This window comes from Streptomyces sp. NPDC004752, from assembly GCF_053601275.1.
Genome location: NZ_JBSGBN010000014.1, coordinates 1 through 16,940 on the forward strand (window position 1 = coordinate 1; position 16,940 = coordinate 16,940).

The window sequence follows — 16,940 nt, forward strand, 5'->3', positions numbered from 1 at the left end:
CGAACGGCTCGCACCCTTGGCCATGCACCCACCGGGACCGAGAGGTCACAACCCTACTCGTGAGGGCTGCAGAAAGGATGGTCCTCTAATGAGCGCCCCCAGCTTGAAGGAGCTGCCATGAGCGCCGCGCCCGCCACAGGATCTCCACCACCTTCACCGCCGGGCGCGCGACCCACCCCGCTGCTCGTCCTCGACGTCGTCGGCCTCACCCCCCGTCTCCTCGACCACATGCCACACCTCAAGCGGCTCGGCCGGTCCGGCTCCCGGGCCACGCTCGGCACCGTCCTGCCCGCCGTGACCTGCGCCGCCCAGTCGACGTTCCTGACCGGCACCATGCCGTCCGAGCACGGCATCGTCGGCAACGGCTGGTACTTCCGCGAACTCGGCGACGTCCTGCTGTGGCGCCAGCACAACGGCCTGGTCGCCGGGGAGAAACTGTGGGACGCCGCCCGCCGCGCCCACCCCGGCTACACGGTCGCCAACATCTGCTGGTGGTACGCCATGGGCGCCGACACCGACATCACCGTCACCCCGCGGCCCGTCTACTACGCCGACGGACGCAAGGAGCCCGACTGCTACACCCGGCCCCCGGCGCTGCACGACGAACTCACCGAGAAATTCGGCACGTTCCCCCTCTTCCACTTCTGGGGTCCGGGCGCCGACCTGGTCTCCAGCCAGTGGATCATCGACGCGACCCGGCACATCCTGCGCACCCGCGACCCCGACCTGACGCTCTGTTACCTCCCGCACCTCGACTACGACCTACAGCGCTACGGCCCCGACGACCCGCGCTCGCACCGGGCCGCCGCCGACCTGGACGCCGCCGTCGCCCCGCTCCTGGACGACGCCCGAGCCGAGGGCCGTACCGTCGTGGCCCTCTCCGAGTACGGCATCACCCGCGCCGACCGCCCCGTCCACATCAACCGGGCGCTGCGCCGGGCCGGCCTGCTGGAGGTGCACACCCAGGACGGGATGGAATACCTCGACCCGATGGCCTCCCGGGCCTTCGCGGTCGCCGACCACCAGATCGCCCATGTGTATGTGCGCCGCCCCGAGGACCTCGACGCCACCCGGGCCGCGCTCGACGGTCTGCCCGGCATCGACCAACTCCTCGACGACCGGGGCAAGAAGGCCCACCACCTGGACCATCCGCGGGCCGGCGAACTGGTCGCCGTCGCGGAGCCGGACGCCTGGTTCACGTACTACTACTGGCTCGACGACAGCCGCGCCCCCGACTTTGCGCAACTCGTCGAGATCCACCGCAAACCCGGATACGACCCGGTCGAGCTGTTCATGGACCCGCTCGACCCCTACGTCAAGGTCAAGGCCGCCACCGCGCTCGCCCGCAAGAAACTCGGCCTGCGCTACCGCATGGCGGTCGTGCCCCTCGACGCCTCACCCGTCCGCGGCAGCCACGGCCGCCTCCCCGCGAGCGACGACGACGGTCCGCTCCTGCTGTGCTCCACCCCCCGCGCCGTCGGCGACCGCATCGCGGCCACCGACGTGAAGTCCCTGCTGCTCGCCCTGGCGGGCCTACCGGACCACCGGTCCAGAAAGAGGCACCCGTGAACGACACCGTGAATGACAGCGTGAACGACATCGACACCACCGTCACCGGCACCGACGAGCCCCTGCGCCGCGCCCTCGGCATCGGCCGCCGCGGCTTCCTGAGCACCTGCACCGCCGTCGCGGCGGGCGCGATCGCCGCACCCGTGGTCGGCGCCGCACCCGTCCAAGCCGCACCCGTCCAAGCCACGCCGACCACAGCCGCCCCCGCGTCCGGGAGGGGCGGCAGAGGGCAGCTGCTCGTTCCCGCCGACAAGCGCGGCATCATCCTGTACACGGTCCGCGACGCGACCGGCCGCGACCCGCTCGCCACCAGCCTGCCCTCCGGGTTCCGGGCCGTGTTCGAGCAGCTCGCCCGGTTCGGCTACCGGCAGGTCGAGTTCGCCGGATACGGCCAGCACGCCAACGCGCCCGGCGGCGCGAGCCTGGAGAGCGTCCAGGGCGCCCGGCTGCTGCGCCGCTGGCTGGACGAGTTCGGGCTGCGCGCCCAGGGCAACCACGGCTTCATCCCCGGCTCCTGGCCGCTGACCACCGCCGACGTGGACACCTTCAAGAAGCACCTGGAGATCGCGAACATCCTCGGCATGGACCACATGGGCACCGGCGGCGACCCCACCGGCAGCTCCTACCGGGCCGACTGGGACGTGGCCGCCGACAAGTGGAACGCGCTCGGCCGGATCGCCCGCCGCGCCGGGATCAAGCTGTACACGCACAACCACGACGCCGCCTACGGCTTCCTGCTCGACAGCGGCCCGCTGGACGCCCAGGGCCGCCCGACCCGCAGCTCCGGCATCCGCAAGCTGGAGTACTTCCTGTCCGTCACCGACCCCAGGCTGGTCTGGCTGGAGATGGACATCTACTGGGCGCACGTGGCCCAGTACAAGTTCCGCGGCTACACCGCGCCCGACGGCTCCACCCAGGAGCAGATCTTCGACCCCGCGGGCCTGGTCGCCTGCCACAACAAGCGCTACCCGCTGTTCCACGCGAAGGACGGCGTCGTCAACACCAGCAACGGACAGGGCTATGACATGGTCCCGTTCGGCACCGGCGTCATCGACTACACGACGTTCTTCTCCCGCGTCGGCCGACGCAACTACCACAACCCGATGGTCGAGCAGGACAACGCGCCCAGCACCACCGACCCGACCCAGTCCCTGACCCACGCCCGCATCGGCTACCAAAACATCGCCGCCCTGCGCCGCAGGTAACCACACCGCACGCCCACGAGGAGCCCCTCCCCGGGGTTGGCGGAGGGACGCCGGGGGGGCGGCGCCGGGGAGGAACGGCGCCCCGCGCCGCCCCGCCCGAGCACGGCGCGGCCGGCCGCGGCACAGCGGGCGACGGCGCGGGGGACAGACGCGGCGTGCTCGAGCAGGCGGGCCGCGGCACGCTCGGTCCGCGGCGCGGGGGACCGACGTGGGACGGCGGCCCGTGGGCCGGGGGACAGACACGGGGCGGCCCCTGCCCCATCCCGCCCGATCGTGCACCGGACGACGGCGTCCACAACCTCCCGGTCGCCGCCAGACAGCCGAACGCCCGCGCACCGCCCCCACCACCCCCCGTCGACGGCACCCCGCTCGCGGGCGCCCCGCGCCTTGACCCGACCACCGCCCGGCAGCCGTTCCGCACCTCGCCGCGACGAGCTGCTCGGCGGCTTCGGCGCCCCCTGGCGCGGCGCCTTCGCCGACGGGAACCTGCTGATCCGAGCGGTCACCCAGGGCCCCGCGGGCGGCGGCTCCCCGGGAACTTCCCGGACCACCAACTCACACCGCAACCCCGCGCCCGGCCGCCCCACGTCCCCACACGTCCCGGTACGTGTCCGCCCGTGCCTGCCGGGACACACTCCGTGACCTGGGCGGGCCGCCGCCGACCACGTCCCCGGCCTTCGCCCAGGTCACGGAAACGCAGGTGAACGCCACTCCGAAACCTTGGTATCGTTGACCACGTCGCCGCGGGGAACACCCCCGGCAAGGCGGCGGACACCTAGTCCGGGTGGCGGAATGGCAGACGCGCTAGCTTGAGGTGCTAGTGCCCTTTATCGGGCGTGGGGGTTCAAGTCCCCCCTCGGACACCAGCAGAGACCCCAGTTGATCTGGGGTTTTTCTTTTTCTCGGACTGTGGCGTGACCAACCTCGTGACCAACAGCCTGGAGATTCCCCAGGTCAGACCAGGGATGACAGGCCGAGTCGGCCCGCACCGGAGGCGGCCAGTCGGCGCGCTCCGTCCTTACGAGAGTGGCCGTACCGGGCCATGGTGTAGCCCGGCGAGTGATGCCGGACGTTGGCGGAGACCTCTACCGGGTTCTCTCCGGCCTCCAGATCGTTCGTGACCTTGCTGTGCCTCCAGTCGTGAATCCGGAAGTCCTCCGGCAGGTGCAGGCGGGTGCGCAGGGTGCGCCACCGTGCCGAGACCTTCTCAGGGTCCTGCGGGCCGCCAGCCTCGCCCCGGTACAGCTTGAAGCCGTCACGGGCGAACACAAGGTCATGATCAACCCAGGCGGAGCCGAGACGTGCACGTTCGGCGTCCTGCCTCTCCTTCTGCCACTTCAGGACGTTCATCACGGACTGATCCACGTAGATCACCGCGTTGTCGTCGGCGTCCTTGGTCAGCTTCCGCAGCCGGTAGGTGTTGCCCTCTTCGACCACGACCCAGCCCAGTTCGATGGCTCCCTCTTCCCAGTGGATCAAAGACCACTTCATCCCCAGGGCCTCACTGCGCCGGACGCCGGTCGCGGCGTAGACGGTCCACAAGGGGGCGTCTCTGAGGCAGTGATGAGTCAGGCCACCGTCACAGGCCCGGTTCCCGCAGGGCTCCCAGACGGCTGCCAGGAAGCGGGCCGTCTGACCGTCGTCCACGGTGGGGTACTTCTGTTCCTGCGCCCGTATCTCTCGCGACGTGGGCGGGTGCGCAGTCGCCGCCGGGTTGGCGGGGATCAGCTTGGGCACTGCGGCCCCGAGGGCGCCGGACAGGATGTTGTGGACGTGCCGGACGCTCTTCGCTCCGAGAGGCTTGCCCTTGTTGGTCGGGCACGGGGCCGTCTCCAGCAGCCGGTACAGATCATCAAGCGTGTCGTCGGTGACCTCACACAGCTTGACGCTGCCGATGTGCGGCTTGATGTGCAGACGGATCTTCGTCTCGTACCCGGCCACGGTCGTTCCCTCCTTCCTGAGATTCGACAGCCACTTGTCGAGCCAGTCACCCAGCTTCATGTCAGAGCGGGCCGCGATCTTGCCCGCCTCGTAGTTGCTGTGCCACTCCCGCAGCGCCTTCTCTGCTGCGGTCTTCGTCGGGTACTCCCGACCGATCCAGTAGCGCTCCTTCTTCCCTGTCGCCTTGTTGAAATGGAGCGGGGTGCGCACGCCCCAGGTGTTCGGTCTGCCCTTGCGCGGGATCTCCACCGGAGTCCCCCCCGAGCCCGTTACCGCGCTTCGCCACTGGCGTTACTGCTCCTTCCTGTTACTGGTCAACCAGTCGTTGAGGATCGACATCGCCTTGTCCGTGAGCTGCTTTCCGTCCCACAGACCCAATTCCTTGGCGCGCTTGACGAGCTCAGACAAGGTGGCCTTGCCGACGCCAGGAGTGCCGCCAACTCCCCCTGTGGGGCTGTCGTCCCTGTGGCCCTCATCCGGTCCAGTTCGGCGACGAGGAGCGTGTAGTCCTGTTCAGTACGACAACGCGCCGGAACAGGCCACGGCTCGTTCATCGCGCGATCCTCCTGGCTGGCCAGAGCCGCGCGGGCCTGAGCCTTGATCTCCGCAAGGGGGATCTGCCGGAGTAGGGATGCCGGGATGCCGTCCGTTTCCAGGGCCTGGTTCATGCCGCGTTCGATCTCTTCAGCGTCCCCGCCAACGGCCAGCCGGATGGACAGCTGCGAGGGCCCGTTGAAGGGCGCATGGACCGGGCAGCGTGCAGTGACCAGCCATGGTCCGTAGGTGCGCTTCCAGATCAGCTCTGAGCCCTCGCGCTCTCCGCAACACCACCAAGGATGAGGCCCAGGAGGTCCGCGACCCCGCCATGGTCCTGCACGCGCACATCACCCCGTCCGACTGGACCAAATACGTGGGCGAGTCGGAAGCAGCCGGAGGCTCGTACAACCGCATCCTGCCGTTCCTGCTCGGCTCCGTGCCGATGCTCGATGACGACCGGGTGACCCTGCCGAAGGTGGACGGGTGGGAGCTGTCCGACGCCTACGGCTGGGCCACTGCCCGGACCCGTGTGATCACGCTCGGGGAGGACGCCCGGCCCTTGTGGCGGATCGTTCGGCGCTATGCGCGCATCCTCGGTGAGGCACTGCCGGAGGCTCAGGCCGTATTCATCGAACGGACGGCAGAACAGACGCTGAGGGTTGCGGCCTGTCTCGCCGCTTCTGAGTGCTCCGAGACGATTAAGGGAGAGATGCTGGCTGCCGCGTTCGCTCTGGTTCGGCGGTCGGTGCAGGACGCCGTACGCATCACCAGGGGGCTACCTCTCCGAAGGTGAAGCGACAGCCACTCAGTCTCGCTGACAAGGTCCGGGCCCGGATCGAGATGCACGGCGGTCGGGCCACGTCCTCTCAGGTTCTCCCGTTCGTTGGGGCGACGGCCGCTGAGGTTCGCGCGCTGCCGGGAATCGTCGTGACTGTGGAGAGGTCAGGGAAGACGGGTCGACCGGCCACCGTTTTCTCAATCCGCGGTGACAGTTCCGGTGACGCTCCGCCGCAGCCGGCCAGCACGGACAGCAACAGGAACCGGGACACTTCCCGTCACGCTGAGCCGCAGCCGGCCAGCGCGGAGCGTGAACAGAACCGCGCAACGGTTGTCCGTCTGGATGCTTACCGACCAGCACCCAAGCAGGCCCCGAAGCCTGCGCCCGAACCGAAGCGGTCGGTACGCCCTTCGGTTTCCGTGACTGAGCGGCCCGAACCGCTCGGAGAGAACCCGTTCCGCGCACTGCTATAGCAAACAGGCTGGAAAAGCAGAAGGCCCCCCACAGGTTCAGTGGGGGGCGTCTGGCTTCTGGGACACGGCGGGCTTCCCTTCGGCAGTTCGAGCTTAATTTATGTGACGGTGATGCCCCGATAGCCGGTCCACGCCTCGCATGCGGCGACCATGGACTTCAGCCAGTCCTCATCCGGCTTCCGCTCGGCAAACGCGCTGTACATACGCAGGTTGGCGGCGGCGAAGGCGTTGATTGCCTCCGGAGCCGCCTTGTGCCACGCGGGCAACGGAGCCGCCCACTTCTCTGCGCTCGCCGGGGTGTGACCGGCCGCGATGAGCTGGAGAACCAGAAGCGCAGGATCCATGAACCCGGCTCCCATAGTCGGCCACGCCCAATCCACGGCCCACACGCGCCGCCCCGCTACGAGCAGGTTGTGAGGGTTGATGTCCGTGTAGAGAAGCGACTCACCCCGGAACAGCTCGGCTTCCGAACTGTCCGAGGCGAACCGGTCCCACCGGGTCTCTGTCCAGTCTCGGGCGAACGCCGGAAGGGGCACGCGACCAATCTGCGCGATCGTGTCGACCACCAGAGGGAGATCCGGCGAGTCGGGCGCGAAGTCGGCCGAACGGCCGTCGACCACTTCGTAACCCAGGACCAACCAGTCTTCGGCTTCCACATCCCACAACAGGGGCGGTGCGATGTGGACAAGGGCGGCATCGATCATCCGCTCCCTGACGAGGGAGTCCCGCCGACCGCCGGGCCGATTGCGGACAGCCTTGATGAAGAAGGGGCCGTTCTCGCACTCAACGATGGCGGTCAGATCTGAGCTGTTGCCGTGTTCGGTCCGACGGATCGCGGTCACCGGGCCCGTGTGCTCCCGGATGAGAGGTCGGATTGCGGATTCGGGGAGGTCGGTGTCCATGGGCCTTTCAGTTCCTCGGCGAGCACGAACTACCGGGGAAGCCCGGAGAGCACTCGCTCTCGTCGCCACCGCCGCCGCTGTCGTTGTCCGGGCCGCAGGGGCTATCGGGGCCGCAGCTGTACGAGACGCTGAGATCCCGCCCCTGTCGGATGGTCGTGTTGGCCTGTGCCATCTCGGGGCCACCGAGGATAGCGCCGAGCGGCGCGTCCTGGACGTTCCCCACAGCCATCCAGGTCGAGAAGACGCACGGCGACACCTTGCCATCCGGAGCGACGGACGCCCGCCCGTCCCCGCACCGCCCGCAGAGACCGTCCGTGCACGGCTCCTGTCCGCTCGCCGCGCGCCCGAAGGGCCTGACGTGGTCGACGTGAACGGTACGGACGCCCAGTGCCTGAAGCTCCCGCCGGGTCTCGTCGCCGGTGTCAGACGGGCCGGAGACGATCACGGAGACGCGGATCGGGATCTTGTCCGTCACCGCCTTCACGATGTTCGCGCGGGTGCGGGCGTGACTGTTCCGCCCGGTAACTGCGTTGTGCGCGTCCTCCGAGCCGTAGTACGACGTGGCCAGGCTGACGCCCTTCCGCCGAAGCAGCTCCCACCAGTTCTGGCTCAGGTGAACCATGTTGCTGTATACCTCGACGTCCAGGCCGAGCTTCAGCGCGTGCTCGATCAGGGACGGCGCGTCGGGGTGCATGGTGACCTCACCCCCGGTGAACTGCACTCGGGGGACGTCGGCCGCAGCGGCTTCGTTCAGCACACGCGTCCAGTCCTCGGCAGTCATCGAGCCGTGTGAGCCGTCCGGACCGGACCCGTTGTGGCAGTGACCGCAGGCGAGTTGACACTTCCGGGTGAGGTCCAGCCACACCAGGCCGGGCGTGCCCGTGTTCTTGGTGACCGGCGCCTCTGCAATGACGGTCATTCGCTTACCTCTCGTTCGTCCTTTCCGATTTCGAGGTGATGCGTGTTGCAGGGCTCGCCCTGGTGGCGCTCGGGCTGTCCTGGACCTTCTCCTCCAGGGCGAGCAGTCCCCTTGCCCGGAGTCGAACCGGAGCCCTCAGCAGTGCCGGACCACCTCCCGCATCGAAGGGCGGCACTGGTGCTCTAACCACTGAGCTACAAGGGGGAGAAGCCTCTCCCCGCCCCGACGGGGGATGTGTGCAGGAGGAATGCACCGGGGCGAAGAGAGGGGTGGGAGCCCGCTCTGCCGGGGCTGTCGATGAGTTTTTGGAGAGCCATCGAGTGTCGTCCGACAGAGCGGGGGCTATTAGGCTGGCCGCGCGTCGAGCTGCCGGGTGTAGGCGTTGACGTACTGACGTGACCAGTCGCAACAGCCAGCGCAGGCGAAGGCTGGCGCACGCTTGCCGTTCACCTCGATCGGGCCTATGAACGTCACGAGCTGGTCTGTCCTGCGACAGAGCCAGCAGAGTCCCTGTGCCCAGATCTTCTTGAGGGTCACTTCTCTGCCTTCTTGACCAAGGCGTAGTCCTCGTAGATGCGCTTGAAGCGCTCGTGGCCGGTCTCCTTGGTGTGCTCGGCCATCCAGTCCACCACGGCCTGCTCTCGGCCCAGCTCTGGAGACTTCACCCCGCAGTCCTTGTCTCCGACATCAGTCACACACTCGGCTTGCCAGGTCTGCTCTCCAACGGGGTCCGGCTTGGCCACATAGTCCACGTAGCGCAGTACCGATCTCACTTCTCCGGGTGCCCTTGCTTCTCGTAGACCGACAGCAGACCTTCAGCGCGTACGGCCAGCTCCCGCATGAAGGAGAAGCACTCATAGGCCGGCGTCTTGTCCGTAGGCCGCCGCGACAGGTCAAGCAGGTGGTAGCAAGCCCTGTAGTGGGCCATGACTGTCGCGTCCTGGTCCGCCCCGAGATCTTCCGCCAGGAGCGTGGACAGGTGGCCGACTAGGAGTCCCGTCCGGATGTCGATCTGCTCGCGCGTCGACGTGTCCAGCCGCATCGCCAATGAGGCGTCAACCGAGTCCCTGATGGTCTCAACGTCGATGGGCAAGCTGTCTGCTTCGGCCTCGCTGATCACGCGCTCTTCAGTCACGCTCACCACCACGCTTCTCCCCTCGGTGCCGCCTCAGCGGGTTGGGTCCGCAGACGAACGTAGAGGGGCTGGCCTCCAAGTCCCAAGAAGATTGCGCCAGTTTGCAGCAAGCCGATTGACAGCCTCGAACGGGGTCGCGACCATCAGTGTGTCGCGCAATCCGGCGCAAGACTGCGGACGGGAGAGCAACCATGAAGCTACGGTTCCTTGGGAAGAACTCCACCCCCGGAGACAGCCCCACCCTGTACGCCAGCGACCAGGACACCTACGTCATCCAAGGCTGGAAGGTGTATGCGAACGAACTACTCATGCAGCTCGACGTGCCAGAGGGACAGACCATCATCGAGGTACCGACCGAGCTGTTTGAGCACCTGACCAAGGACGGCCAGGTGTCCGGCGAGATCAAGAAGTTCACCGACCCCATCAAGATCGTCACCGAACAGGGGACATGCGTCCTCCAGGGCCCGGAAATGCACGATGCTGAAGCCTTGGGCCAGATGCGCATGCCCGACTATGAGACCTGCATCGAGGTCCCCAAGTCCTCGATCACGGCCCTACTGGAGGAAGACAGTGGACCTGATCAGCCCCGCGCAGCGTGACGAGCTGTTCAACCAGTTCGAACGAGACGCCTTCCACCTGGAGCTGCGAGACGACTACGGATCTCCCATCGAGGACACGCCGTACGCCCGATGGAAGAGGGGCGAGCCCGACGACTACGCATGGCTCAACGACTGGACGACGCTGATGAAGCGCGTCACAGGCGAGGGCAAGACGGTACGTCGCGTTCGCGTGGTCACAGAGCCCCACAGCCAGTACGTCACTTGGGAGCACTCGCTCACACACCTCAATATCGAGATCGGCGAGGACATCCGATGGCTTCCGCGACACCAGTTGCCGGAAGGCGTCATCTTCCCCTTGCAGGGGAACGACTGGTGGCTGTACGACGACCGGCTTCTCGCCGTGGGCCACTTCGACCCTGAAGGCCGAGTGCTCGGATCAGAGATCGTGGAAGACCCTGACACGGTGGCCGAGTGCATCCATCTGCGAGACCTGCTCTGGGCCGTCGCTATCCCTCACGCCGAGTACAAGCCCTGACCCATCAGTGAGCAACCAAGCACAAGAAGCACGAGAGGCGTTGGGTGCCCGGCTTCGCGGGTTCCGTAAGGATGCGGGCTTCGCGAGCGGCCGGGCATTCGCGCTGGCCACAGGATGGCAGGAGTCGAAGGTCTCCCGGATCGAGAACGGGAAGCAGAACGCCAGCGAGGACGACATCCGCGTCTGGTGCACGACGACCAACAGATCCGAGCAGATCGAAGACCTGATTGCCACGGTCCGCCACATTGACGAGCTGTGGCTTGAGTGGCGCCGGCAGTTGGCGACCGGAGCAGAGAAGAGGCAGCAGGCCGCAATACCGGTCTACTCAAAAACTAAGGTATTTCGAATCTGGCACCCGACCCTCGTATGGGGCACGCTCCAGACCTCCGAGTACGCCGCAGAGACCTTCAAGCAGGTCGTCAACTACTACGAGATCCCCGACGACACCGAAGCCGCCACGGCCAAGCGGCTTGAACGCCAGCAGTACCTATACCGGGGCGATCGAATCTTTAACGTTTTGCTCGGCGAGCAGGCGCTATACAGCAACTTCGGAGGAAGGGAGGTGATGAAGGGGCAACTCGACCGCTTGTTGTCGGTCATGGGGCTGGCCAGGCTGAGCCTGGGCATCGTCCCCAGGTCTGCGCCCCTCCGTATCTGGCCTGGCAACTCGTTTTCGATGTTCGATGACAAGCTCGTCCTGGTTGAGACCTTTTCAGCGGAGTTTTCTGTCACACAGCCCCGCGAAATCGAGTTGTACGCTAAAGCCTTCGTCCTCTTGAAACAGTCAGCGGTCTACGGATCCGCTGTACGAGACCTCATTTTCGCTGCAATCCAGCACTACGACAGAATGCCGACCGATTAGGAGGCGGAACCTTGGCTACGAACCCGAATTGGCGCACGAGTTCCTACACGAAATCCGACAGCTGCGTCGAAGTCGCAGACAATGATCCCTCCCGTGTCCTGGTGCGAGACACCAAGCACCGGAAGTTTGGTCACCTGAGCCTCAATCCGGCCTCCTGGAGCCGGTTCATCGAGGCTACGAAGCAGGTCTCTCAGTAGCACTGCCCCATCACCTGTGGGGTCCAGCCCCCAGCCGGGGAGGGGCCGAGTCACCTCAGCTACTGGTTGCTGATGAAGCGCCCAGAGCAGCCCCCTGAGCGAGGGTGTACAGCCCCCTCCGCAAAAGATGTCGGCGTCCAGCTGCCCGGAACTGGACCGGTTGGACACGTGACCAACGCATGACCAACAGCGGCCAGGAACGGGCAGAAACAGCAGGTGAGGATGACCAACCGGCACGGCCGCGAAGAGGGTTCAAGGGGTACGTTTCCCCAGGTCAGCGAGCTAATGGGCTGGTGCCCGAGTGGAGAGTTCAAGTCCCCCCTCGGACAAAACCGCTGACGATACGGTGATGAGGGCCTCGACCTTACGGTCGCGGTCCTCATTGTGTGTTCGTAGCTGATGGTGATGCCCAGGGCCTGGTAGAGGGGGCCTTTCTTCTCGGCGGTGGCAGTCTGGATGCGCTGTGCAATATCTCCAAGACTCTCCCGCCCGCACAGGCTGCACCGGACCCGACCTCGCGGAGCGTAGGGGCGCGCGCCCCGCTTGCCGGCGCGCTCCTGCCGTCCCTGGTTGCGGGCGCGCTGTGTGTGCACAGTGCGGGCGGCATCGAAGAGATCGCGGCTGATGATCGCTTCGTGGGCGGGTTCGTCGGAGTGGATCCACTCGTCGGATGGGTTGTGGGTCATGTGGGTGCGGTGGCCGAGGGTGACGTCGTCGACGTCGAGGAGGCGTTCTTCCTTGCGTTGTTTGTTCCAGAATTCGTGGCCGGTGTAGCGGGGGTTGAGGAGGATGGCGCGCACGGCACCCTGCTGCCATGCGGTCTTCTTGGACCGGCTGCCTCCAGCCGGGACGCCGTCGACGGCCGGTTCTCCGGTGCGAACAGCGACCCCGCCGTCCGGGAGGCGCTGCGGCGCCGGCGGGGCGACAGGGCTGAGCGTCGTACAGGACGGTCTTGACGCGATCGGGGAGGGAACATAGTTTGATGTTTAGCGAACAATCGAATCTGCTTGCCCGACACGTCAGTTGCCGAGGAGAGACGTTGGACCGCTACGGAGTGACGATCCCGCTCAACACCGTCCCGCTGTCCGAGCTCCGGCCGGTCCTGGAGGAGTTGCCCGACCTGGGCTACACCGACGCCTGGACCGGCGAGGCCGCTGGGTACGACGGGTTCACTCCGCTCGTGCTCGCCGCTGCCTGGGCGCCGGGGCTGCGGCTGGGTACGGGGGTGGTGCCGGTGCAGACGCGCGGCCCCGCGCTGCTCGCCATGACTGTCGCCACGCTCGCCGAGGCCGCGCCCGGCCGGGTCGTCGTCGGCGTCGGCTCCTCCGGCCCTCCGTTCGTCACCCGTATCAACGGCATCCCCTTCGAACGGCCGTACCACCGGGTGTACGACACCGTGCGTTTCCTGCGGGCCGCGCTGGCCGGGGACTTCGTCTCCGGGCGCTTCGACTCCTACGACATCGAGGGATTCCGGCTCGCCTCCGTGCCCCGGCCGGCGCCCCCTGTGATGATCGGCGCCCTCGGGCCGCGGATGCTGCGGATGGCCGGGCGCGAGACGGACGGGCTCGTCACCAATTTCCTCACGGTGGACGACGTACCACGCGTGATCGACGCGATGGGACCCGAGGGCAAGGCCAAGGAGGTTGTCGCGCGGCTCTTCGTCTGCCCCACCCGGGACACCGCGCACGCCCGCGCGCAGGGCCGCGCGATGCTGGCCGGGATCCTCAACGCCCGTACCTACTCCGCGTTCCACGACTGGCTCGGCCGGGGCGACGAACTCGCCGCCACGCACCGCGCCTGGGCGGCGGGCGACTTCCGGAGCGCCGGGGCGGCCGTACCGGAGTGGCTGGTGGACGAACTCCTCATCCACGGCGACCCGCAGGAATGCCAGGAACGCATCGCGCGCTACCGGGACGCCGGGGTGACCACGCCGCTGCTCGCCATCGTCCCCGCCCCCGAGTTCGGCACAGGACCCGAGGGCATGGCCCGCGCGCTGCGGGCGCTCGCGCCCCGCTCCTGAGCCGGCCCGGCTCACTTCACGTCGAGGATCTTCGCCACCAGCCGGGCCAGCGTCTTGCGTTCGGCCGGGGTGAGGGCGTGGAACGCGTGGTCCAGGAGTTGCGGCACGCCGCTCTCCACCTCGGCGAGCGCCACCAGGCCCTCCGGGGTCAGCGTGATGGCGTTGGCCCGGCGGTCCTTGGGGTGCCGCTCGCGGCGGACGAGCCCCGAGTCCTCCAGGCCGTCGATACAGCCCACCATCACGCTGCGGTCGATGCGCAGCTGCTCGCTCAGCTCCTGTTGCGAACACGGGCCCACGTCGCTCAACATTTTCAGTACCAGGTGCTGGGCCGCCGTGACGTTGTACTCCGTGAACTCGGCGTCGATGGCCCGCGCCACGACCGTGGTGGCCCGGCACAGGGCGATGTCCGGACGTGCCAGGGCCAGCGTGGCGAAGTACTGCTGCCGGGCGGTGTCTTCGGCGTCCCGGCTCGGCGAGGTGCGGCGGGTACGCGGCGTGTTGGTGGTCATCGGCTCCCTCGTCCCTGGCACATCCTGGACGCCGTAGACGAGCCAAGAATGTCTTTTCCACTACTTTCCTTGAACCAACTGTAACGGGTTCACGTGACCGACATAAGCCAGAAGGTTTACGAAGGGTCGGCGCGCTGAGGTTCGGCGGACCGGATGGAGCCGACACGAGCCCGGCGCGGGCCACAAGCGCGGCGGACCGGGGCGCGCCCGATCCGCACCCCGGTCCGTCGGGTTACCGCCCCGCGGCCGTCACCACTCCACGGGGAGCGCCCTCGGGCGCAGAGTCAGCAGTCCGCCCAGCCACTCGACCTGCTCCGGCTCCATGGCGAGCCGCAGCGAGGGCAGCCGCCGGGCGAGCGTGCCGAACGCGGCCTGGAGCTCCACGCGCGCGACCCCGGCCCCCGGGCAGTAGTGGTGGCCCTGCCCGAAGGCGAGGTGGGCGACGTCGGTGCGGGCGAGGTCCAATGTCTCGGGGTCGGAGACGCGGCGCACGTCCCGGCCGGCCGCGTGCATCACCGGGATGACCCCCTCGCCCTTGGCGATCTTGGTGCCCGCCAGCTCCACCTCCTCGGTGGCGATCCGCATGAAGCCGATCTCGGACGGGGGTGCGTAGCGCAGCAGCTCCTCGGTGGCGCCCGGCAGCAACTCGGGCTCGTCGACGAGGCGTTGCCACTGTTCGGGGTGGCGCAGCAGCTGGAACAGGGCGCGCGAGATGGCGCTGACGGTGGTGTCATGGCCCGCGACCAGCAGGTTGATGCCGAGCCACACCAGCTCGCGCTCGCCCAGCCGGTCGTCGTCGTCCCGAGCGCTGATCAGGGTGCTGAGCAAGTCGTCGCCGGGTTGCTCGCGGTGCTTGGCGACGAGTCCCGCGACGTACGCGGCGGACTCCTCGCGCGCGGAGAGCCGTTCCTGAGGGGTGTGCGCGGTGATGCTGACCAGCCGGTCGGTCCAGGTCTGGAGCTTCTCGCGGTCCTCGACGGGGGCGCCGACCATCTCGCAGATGACCCAGACCGGCAGCACGGCCGCGAAGTCGTGGTGCAGGTCCGCCGGGCGCGGGCCCGCGATCAGCCGGTCGATCAGTTCGTCGGCGATCTCGACGATCCTGGCCCGCCACAGCTCGGCCTTGCGCGGGGTGAAGGCGGGGGAGATCAGCCGGCGCAGCCGGGAGTGGTCGGGGCCCTCCTGGTTGAGGAGGTTGTAGGGGTTGTCCGAGAAGTCCTCGCCGCTGACGGTGCGCACGGCCCCGGGGTCGCGCAGCGCGGCCCGCGACAGGCGGCGGTCGGACATCGCGGCGGCGACCTCGTCATAGCCGGTGACCATCCACGCGGTGTCGCCGCTGGGCATCCGCACTCGGGTGACCGGGCACTTGGCGCGCAGTTCGGAGTATTCCTCGGGGGGCTCGCCGAGCGGGCCGAGGGGGAGCGGGTACTGGGGGAGCGTGTCGTCGGACATGGCGGCGGTTCCCTTTCAGACGGTCGGGGTGGACGTGGCCTTCGAGGCCGGTGGAGCCGGGAGGGGCGCGGGGGCGGACCGGGAGCGGCCGAAGCGGCGCATCGCGGGGCGTTCGACCAGGAGGTGCAGGGCCCACGACAGCAGCAGGGACAACGCGAACGCCGTCACGAGCAGGCCGATCGCGCTCGGTGTGGACCAGGTGCGGCCGGTGCCGAGCAGGCGGTGGCCGTGCTGGAGCAGCAGCCGGTGGACGAGGTAGAAGGCGAAGGACCACTCGCCGAGGCGGACGGCGACCGGGTGGGCGAGCAGCGAGCCCTCGCCCCGCACGTCGCGCTGCGCGACGGCCGCGATGAGCAGCCCGAGAGGGAGCACGGTCACGCTGGTCAGGCCGTACAGGAAGGGCAGCCGCAGCGAGACGGCGTACGCGATCAGGACCAGGGCGGCGGCGGGCAGGACCGGGACCGGGATACGGCGGCCGGACAGCAGCAGGCGGGCCAGCAGGACGCCGAGGAGGAATTCGAGCAGGCGGCCCACCGGAAGGACGTATACGAACCAGAACTGCCAGACGGAGCCGGAGCCGAACGGCAGTGGCGGGGTGGTCGGCAGCAGCTCGGAGATGACCGGGAGCAGCGGGACGAGCAGGGCCGTGACCAGCGCCCACACCCACAGGCGGGCGGGGGCGACGCGCCGGACGAGGCGCAGCAGGAGCGGGAAGAGGAGGTAGAAGAAGACCTCGCAGGAAAGCGACCAGCTGACGTCGTTGAGGTTGGAGAAGACCGCACGGTCGGGGAACCAGGCGTGCATCAGGAAGAGGTTGGGGATCGCCCGGTAGGCGGTGGCGGGGGTGCCGGCAGCGGCCAGCAGGAGCAGGGCGGCGGCCCAGGTGGCGACGTGCAGCGGGTAGACCTTGGCGGCGCGTCGGCGCCAGAAGGCGGGCGCGGTGTCCTGCGGGCGGGCGGACCAGGTCAGGACGAAGCCGCTGAGGACGAAGAAGAAGCTCACGCCGAGCCAGCCGGCGTTGGCCACGGCGTCCGCGTAGTTCTTTCCGAGGCCGACGTCGGCGAAAGGGGCCTCCAGGGAGGCGTGGAAGGCGAAGACGAACAGAACGGCGACGAAGCGCAGGCCCGTCAGCGACGGGAGCCGGGAGAGGCCCGGCGACCTGCGCGGATCCGTGGTCATGAAGGCGCTCCGGATCTAGAAGGTCAATATTCTAATGTTCGCTAATGATCGAAGCATAGGCCGAACTAGTCCCTCCCGTAAACGAGTTGGCCACTTCCGTGGGCGGACCGAAGGGGGAGGGGTGTGCTGCCGGAGTTTGCGGCGGCGGAACCCCGGTGACCCGTTCC

17 protein-coding genes, 2 tRNA genes and 1 pseudogene are annotated in these 16,940 nt (G+C 68.1%); 10 read left to right on the forward strand and 10 right to left on the reverse strand.

The window, feature by feature from the left end; translation table 11 throughout:
* The first annotated feature begins 117 nt into the window (after window positions 1-117).
* The 4 genes and pseudogenes from ACWEKM_RS08245 to ACWEKM_RS08260 all read left to right on the forward strand — a co-directional run bounded on the left by ACWEKM_RS08245 (window position 118) and on the right by ACWEKM_RS08260 (window position 3,640).
* Complete coding sequence (locus tag ACWEKM_RS08245) at window positions 118-1,569, forward strand: alkaline phosphatase family protein (RefSeq protein WP_451620360.1); 1,452 nt, start codon at window positions 118-120, stop codon at window positions 1,567-1,569.
* On the forward strand, window positions 1,566-2,774 hold the full coding sequence (locus tag ACWEKM_RS08250; protein WP_451620361.1) for a sugar phosphate isomerase/epimerase family protein: 1,209 nt from the start codon (window positions 1,566-1,568) through the stop codon (window positions 2,772-2,774). Before ACWEKM_RS08245 ends, ACWEKM_RS08250 begins: the two co-directional genes overlap by 4 nt.
* A gap of 285 nt (window positions 2,775-3,059) precedes the next feature.
* A pseudogene (locus tag ACWEKM_RS08255) lies at window positions 3,060-3,337 on the forward strand (hypothetical protein); the annotation flags it as partial.
* Window positions 3,338-3,552: 215 nt separating this feature from the next.
* A tRNA-Leu gene (locus ACWEKM_RS08260) sits at window positions 3,553-3,640 on the forward strand.
* An 88-nt stretch (window positions 3,641-3,728) separates the two neighbouring features.
* On the opposite strand, the gene ACWEKM_RS08265 is transcribed toward ACWEKM_RS08260, so the two are convergent.
* Window positions 3,729-4,964, reverse strand: a complete 1,236-nt coding sequence (locus ACWEKM_RS08265; protein ID WP_451620362.1) for a tyrosine-type recombinase/integrase — start codon at window positions 4,962-4,964, stop codon at window positions 3,729-3,731.
* A gap of 523 nt (window positions 4,965-5,487) precedes the next feature.
* Here ACWEKM_RS08265 and ACWEKM_RS08270 point away from each other — a divergent pair.
* Window positions 5,488-6,045 carry a hypothetical protein gene (locus ACWEKM_RS08270; protein WP_451620363.1) on the forward strand — a complete coding sequence of 186 codons (558 nt, stop codon included), beginning with the start codon at window positions 5,488-5,490 and terminating at the stop codon, window positions 6,043-6,045.
* A gap of 556 nt (window positions 6,046-6,601) precedes the next feature.
* Here the strand turns inward: ACWEKM_RS08270 and ACWEKM_RS08275 are convergent.
* The 5 genes from ACWEKM_RS08275 to ACWEKM_RS08295 all read right to left on the reverse strand — a co-directional run bounded on the left by ACWEKM_RS08275 (window position 6,602) and on the right by ACWEKM_RS08295 (window position 9,465).
* Entirely contained in the window at window positions 6,602-7,405 is an 804-nt protein-coding gene (locus ACWEKM_RS08275; RefSeq protein WP_451620364.1) for a hypothetical protein, read from the reverse strand.
* 7 nt (window positions 7,406-7,412) lie between these two features.
* Window positions 7,413-8,324 carry a radical SAM protein gene (locus ACWEKM_RS08280; RefSeq protein ID WP_451620365.1) on the reverse strand — a complete coding sequence of 304 codons (912 nt, stop codon included), beginning with the start codon at window positions 8,322-8,324 and terminating at the stop codon, window positions 7,413-7,415.
* A gap of 106 nt (window positions 8,325-8,430) precedes the next feature.
* Window positions 8,431-8,528 (reverse strand) — tRNA-OTHER (locus ACWEKM_RS08285).
* A gap of 329 nt (window positions 8,529-8,857) precedes the next feature.
* A complete protein-coding gene (locus tag ACWEKM_RS08290; RefSeq protein ID WP_451620366.1) occupies window positions 8,858-9,097 on the reverse strand; it encodes a DUF7848 domain-containing protein in 240 nt (79 codons plus the stop codon).
* Window positions 9,094-9,465, reverse strand: a complete 372-nt coding sequence (locus ACWEKM_RS08295) for a hypothetical protein (RefSeq protein WP_451620367.1) — start codon at window positions 9,463-9,465, stop codon at window positions 9,094-9,096. The genes ACWEKM_RS08290 and ACWEKM_RS08295 overlap by 4 nt, the downstream gene beginning before the upstream one ends.
* 185 nt (window positions 9,466-9,650) lie before the next feature.
* On the opposite strand from ACWEKM_RS08295, the gene ACWEKM_RS08300 reads away from it, so the two are divergent.
* From ACWEKM_RS08300 to ACWEKM_RS08315, 4 genes are read left to right on the forward strand one after another with little or no spacing between them, the layout of a single operon-like run.
* The gene (locus tag ACWEKM_RS08300) at window positions 9,651-10,058 is read left to right on the forward strand and encodes a hypothetical protein (protein ID WP_451620368.1); all 408 of its coding nucleotides are present in this window, start codon (window positions 9,651-9,653) and stop codon (window positions 10,056-10,058) included.
* Window positions 10,030-10,554 (forward strand): DUF6879 family protein, encoded by a 525-nt coding sequence (locus ACWEKM_RS08305; RefSeq protein ID WP_451620369.1) that lies wholly within the window; start codon window positions 10,030-10,032, stop codon window positions 10,552-10,554. Before ACWEKM_RS08300 ends, ACWEKM_RS08305 begins: the two co-directional genes overlap by 29 nt.
* 7 nt (window positions 10,555-10,561) lie before the next feature.
* Window positions 10,562-11,416, forward strand: coding sequence for a helix-turn-helix domain-containing protein (locus ACWEKM_RS08310; RefSeq protein ID WP_451620370.1), 855 nt, complete (start codon window positions 10,562-10,564; stop codon window positions 11,414-11,416).
* An 11-nt stretch (window positions 11,417-11,427) separates the two neighbouring features.
* On the forward strand, window positions 11,428-11,613 hold the full coding sequence (locus ACWEKM_RS08315; RefSeq protein ID WP_451620371.1) for a DUF397 domain-containing protein: 186 nt from the start codon (window positions 11,428-11,430) through the stop codon (window positions 11,611-11,613).
* Between the two features lie 59 nt (window positions 11,614-11,672).
* Here the strand turns inward: ACWEKM_RS08315 and ACWEKM_RS08320 are convergent, their stop codons facing one another.
* Window positions 11,673-12,413, reverse strand: a complete 741-nt coding sequence (locus ACWEKM_RS08320; protein WP_451620372.1) for a recombinase family protein — start codon at window positions 12,411-12,413, stop codon at window positions 11,673-11,675.
* A 239-nt stretch (window positions 12,414-12,652) separates the two neighbouring features.
* Between ACWEKM_RS08320 and ACWEKM_RS08325 the strand changes: the two genes are divergently transcribed.
* Window positions 12,653-13,633 (forward strand): LLM class F420-dependent oxidoreductase, encoded by a 981-nt coding sequence (locus ACWEKM_RS08325; protein WP_451620373.1) that lies wholly within the window; start codon window positions 12,653-12,655, stop codon window positions 13,631-13,633.
* Between the two features lie 11 nt (window positions 13,634-13,644).
* Here the strand turns inward: ACWEKM_RS08325 and ACWEKM_RS08330 are convergent, their stop codons facing one another.
* From ACWEKM_RS08330 to ACWEKM_RS08340, 3 genes are all read right to left on the reverse strand, one after another.
* Window positions 13,645-14,142, reverse strand: a complete 498-nt coding sequence (locus ACWEKM_RS08330) for a MarR family winged helix-turn-helix transcriptional regulator (protein ID WP_451620374.1) — start codon at window positions 14,140-14,142, stop codon at window positions 13,645-13,647.
* A 249-nt stretch (window positions 14,143-14,391) separates the two neighbouring features.
* Window positions 14,392-15,594, reverse strand: coding sequence for a cytochrome P450 (locus tag ACWEKM_RS08335; RefSeq protein WP_451620375.1), 1,203 nt, complete (start codon window positions 15,592-15,594; stop codon window positions 14,392-14,394).
* A gap of 15 nt (window positions 15,595-15,609) precedes the next feature.
* A complete protein-coding gene (locus ACWEKM_RS08340; RefSeq protein ID WP_451620376.1) occupies window positions 15,610-16,773 on the reverse strand; it encodes an acyltransferase family protein in 1,164 nt (387 codons plus the stop codon).
* Window positions 16,774-16,940: the final 167 nt, after the last annotated feature.

Excerpts from the sequence above, each read along its gene's own strand:
- ACWEKM_RS08270 (WP_451620363.1), top strand. The coding sequence starts at position 5,488 with ATGGTCCGTAGGTGCGCTTCCAGATCAGCTCTGAGCCCTCGCGCTCTC.
- ACWEKM_RS08340 (WP_451620376.1), bottom strand. The coding sequence starts at position 16,773 with ATGACCACGGATCCGCGCAGGTCGCCGGGCCTCTCCCGGCTCCCGTCG.
- ACWEKM_RS08280 (WP_451620365.1), bottom strand. The coding sequence starts at position 8,324 with ATGACCGTCATTGCAGAGGCGCCGGTCACCAAGAACACGGGCACGCCC.
- ACWEKM_RS08300 (WP_451620368.1), top strand. The coding sequence starts at position 9,651 with ATGAAGCTACGGTTCCTTGGGAAGAACTCCACCCCCGGAGACAGCCCC.
- ACWEKM_RS08275 (WP_451620364.1), bottom strand. The coding sequence starts at position 7,405 with ATGGACACCGACCTCCCCGAATCCGCAATCCGACCTCTCATCCGGGAG.
- ACWEKM_RS08335 (WP_451620375.1), bottom strand. The coding sequence starts at position 15,594 with ATGTCCGACGACACGCTCCCCCAGTACCCGCTCCCCCTCGGCCCGCTC.
- ACWEKM_RS08245 (WP_451620360.1), top strand. The coding sequence starts at position 118 with ATGAGCGCCGCGCCCGCCACAGGATCTCCACCACCTTCACCGCCGGGC.
- ACWEKM_RS08330 (WP_451620374.1), bottom strand. The coding sequence starts at position 14,142 with ATGACCACCAACACGCCGCGTACCCGCCGCACCTCGCCGAGCCGGGAC.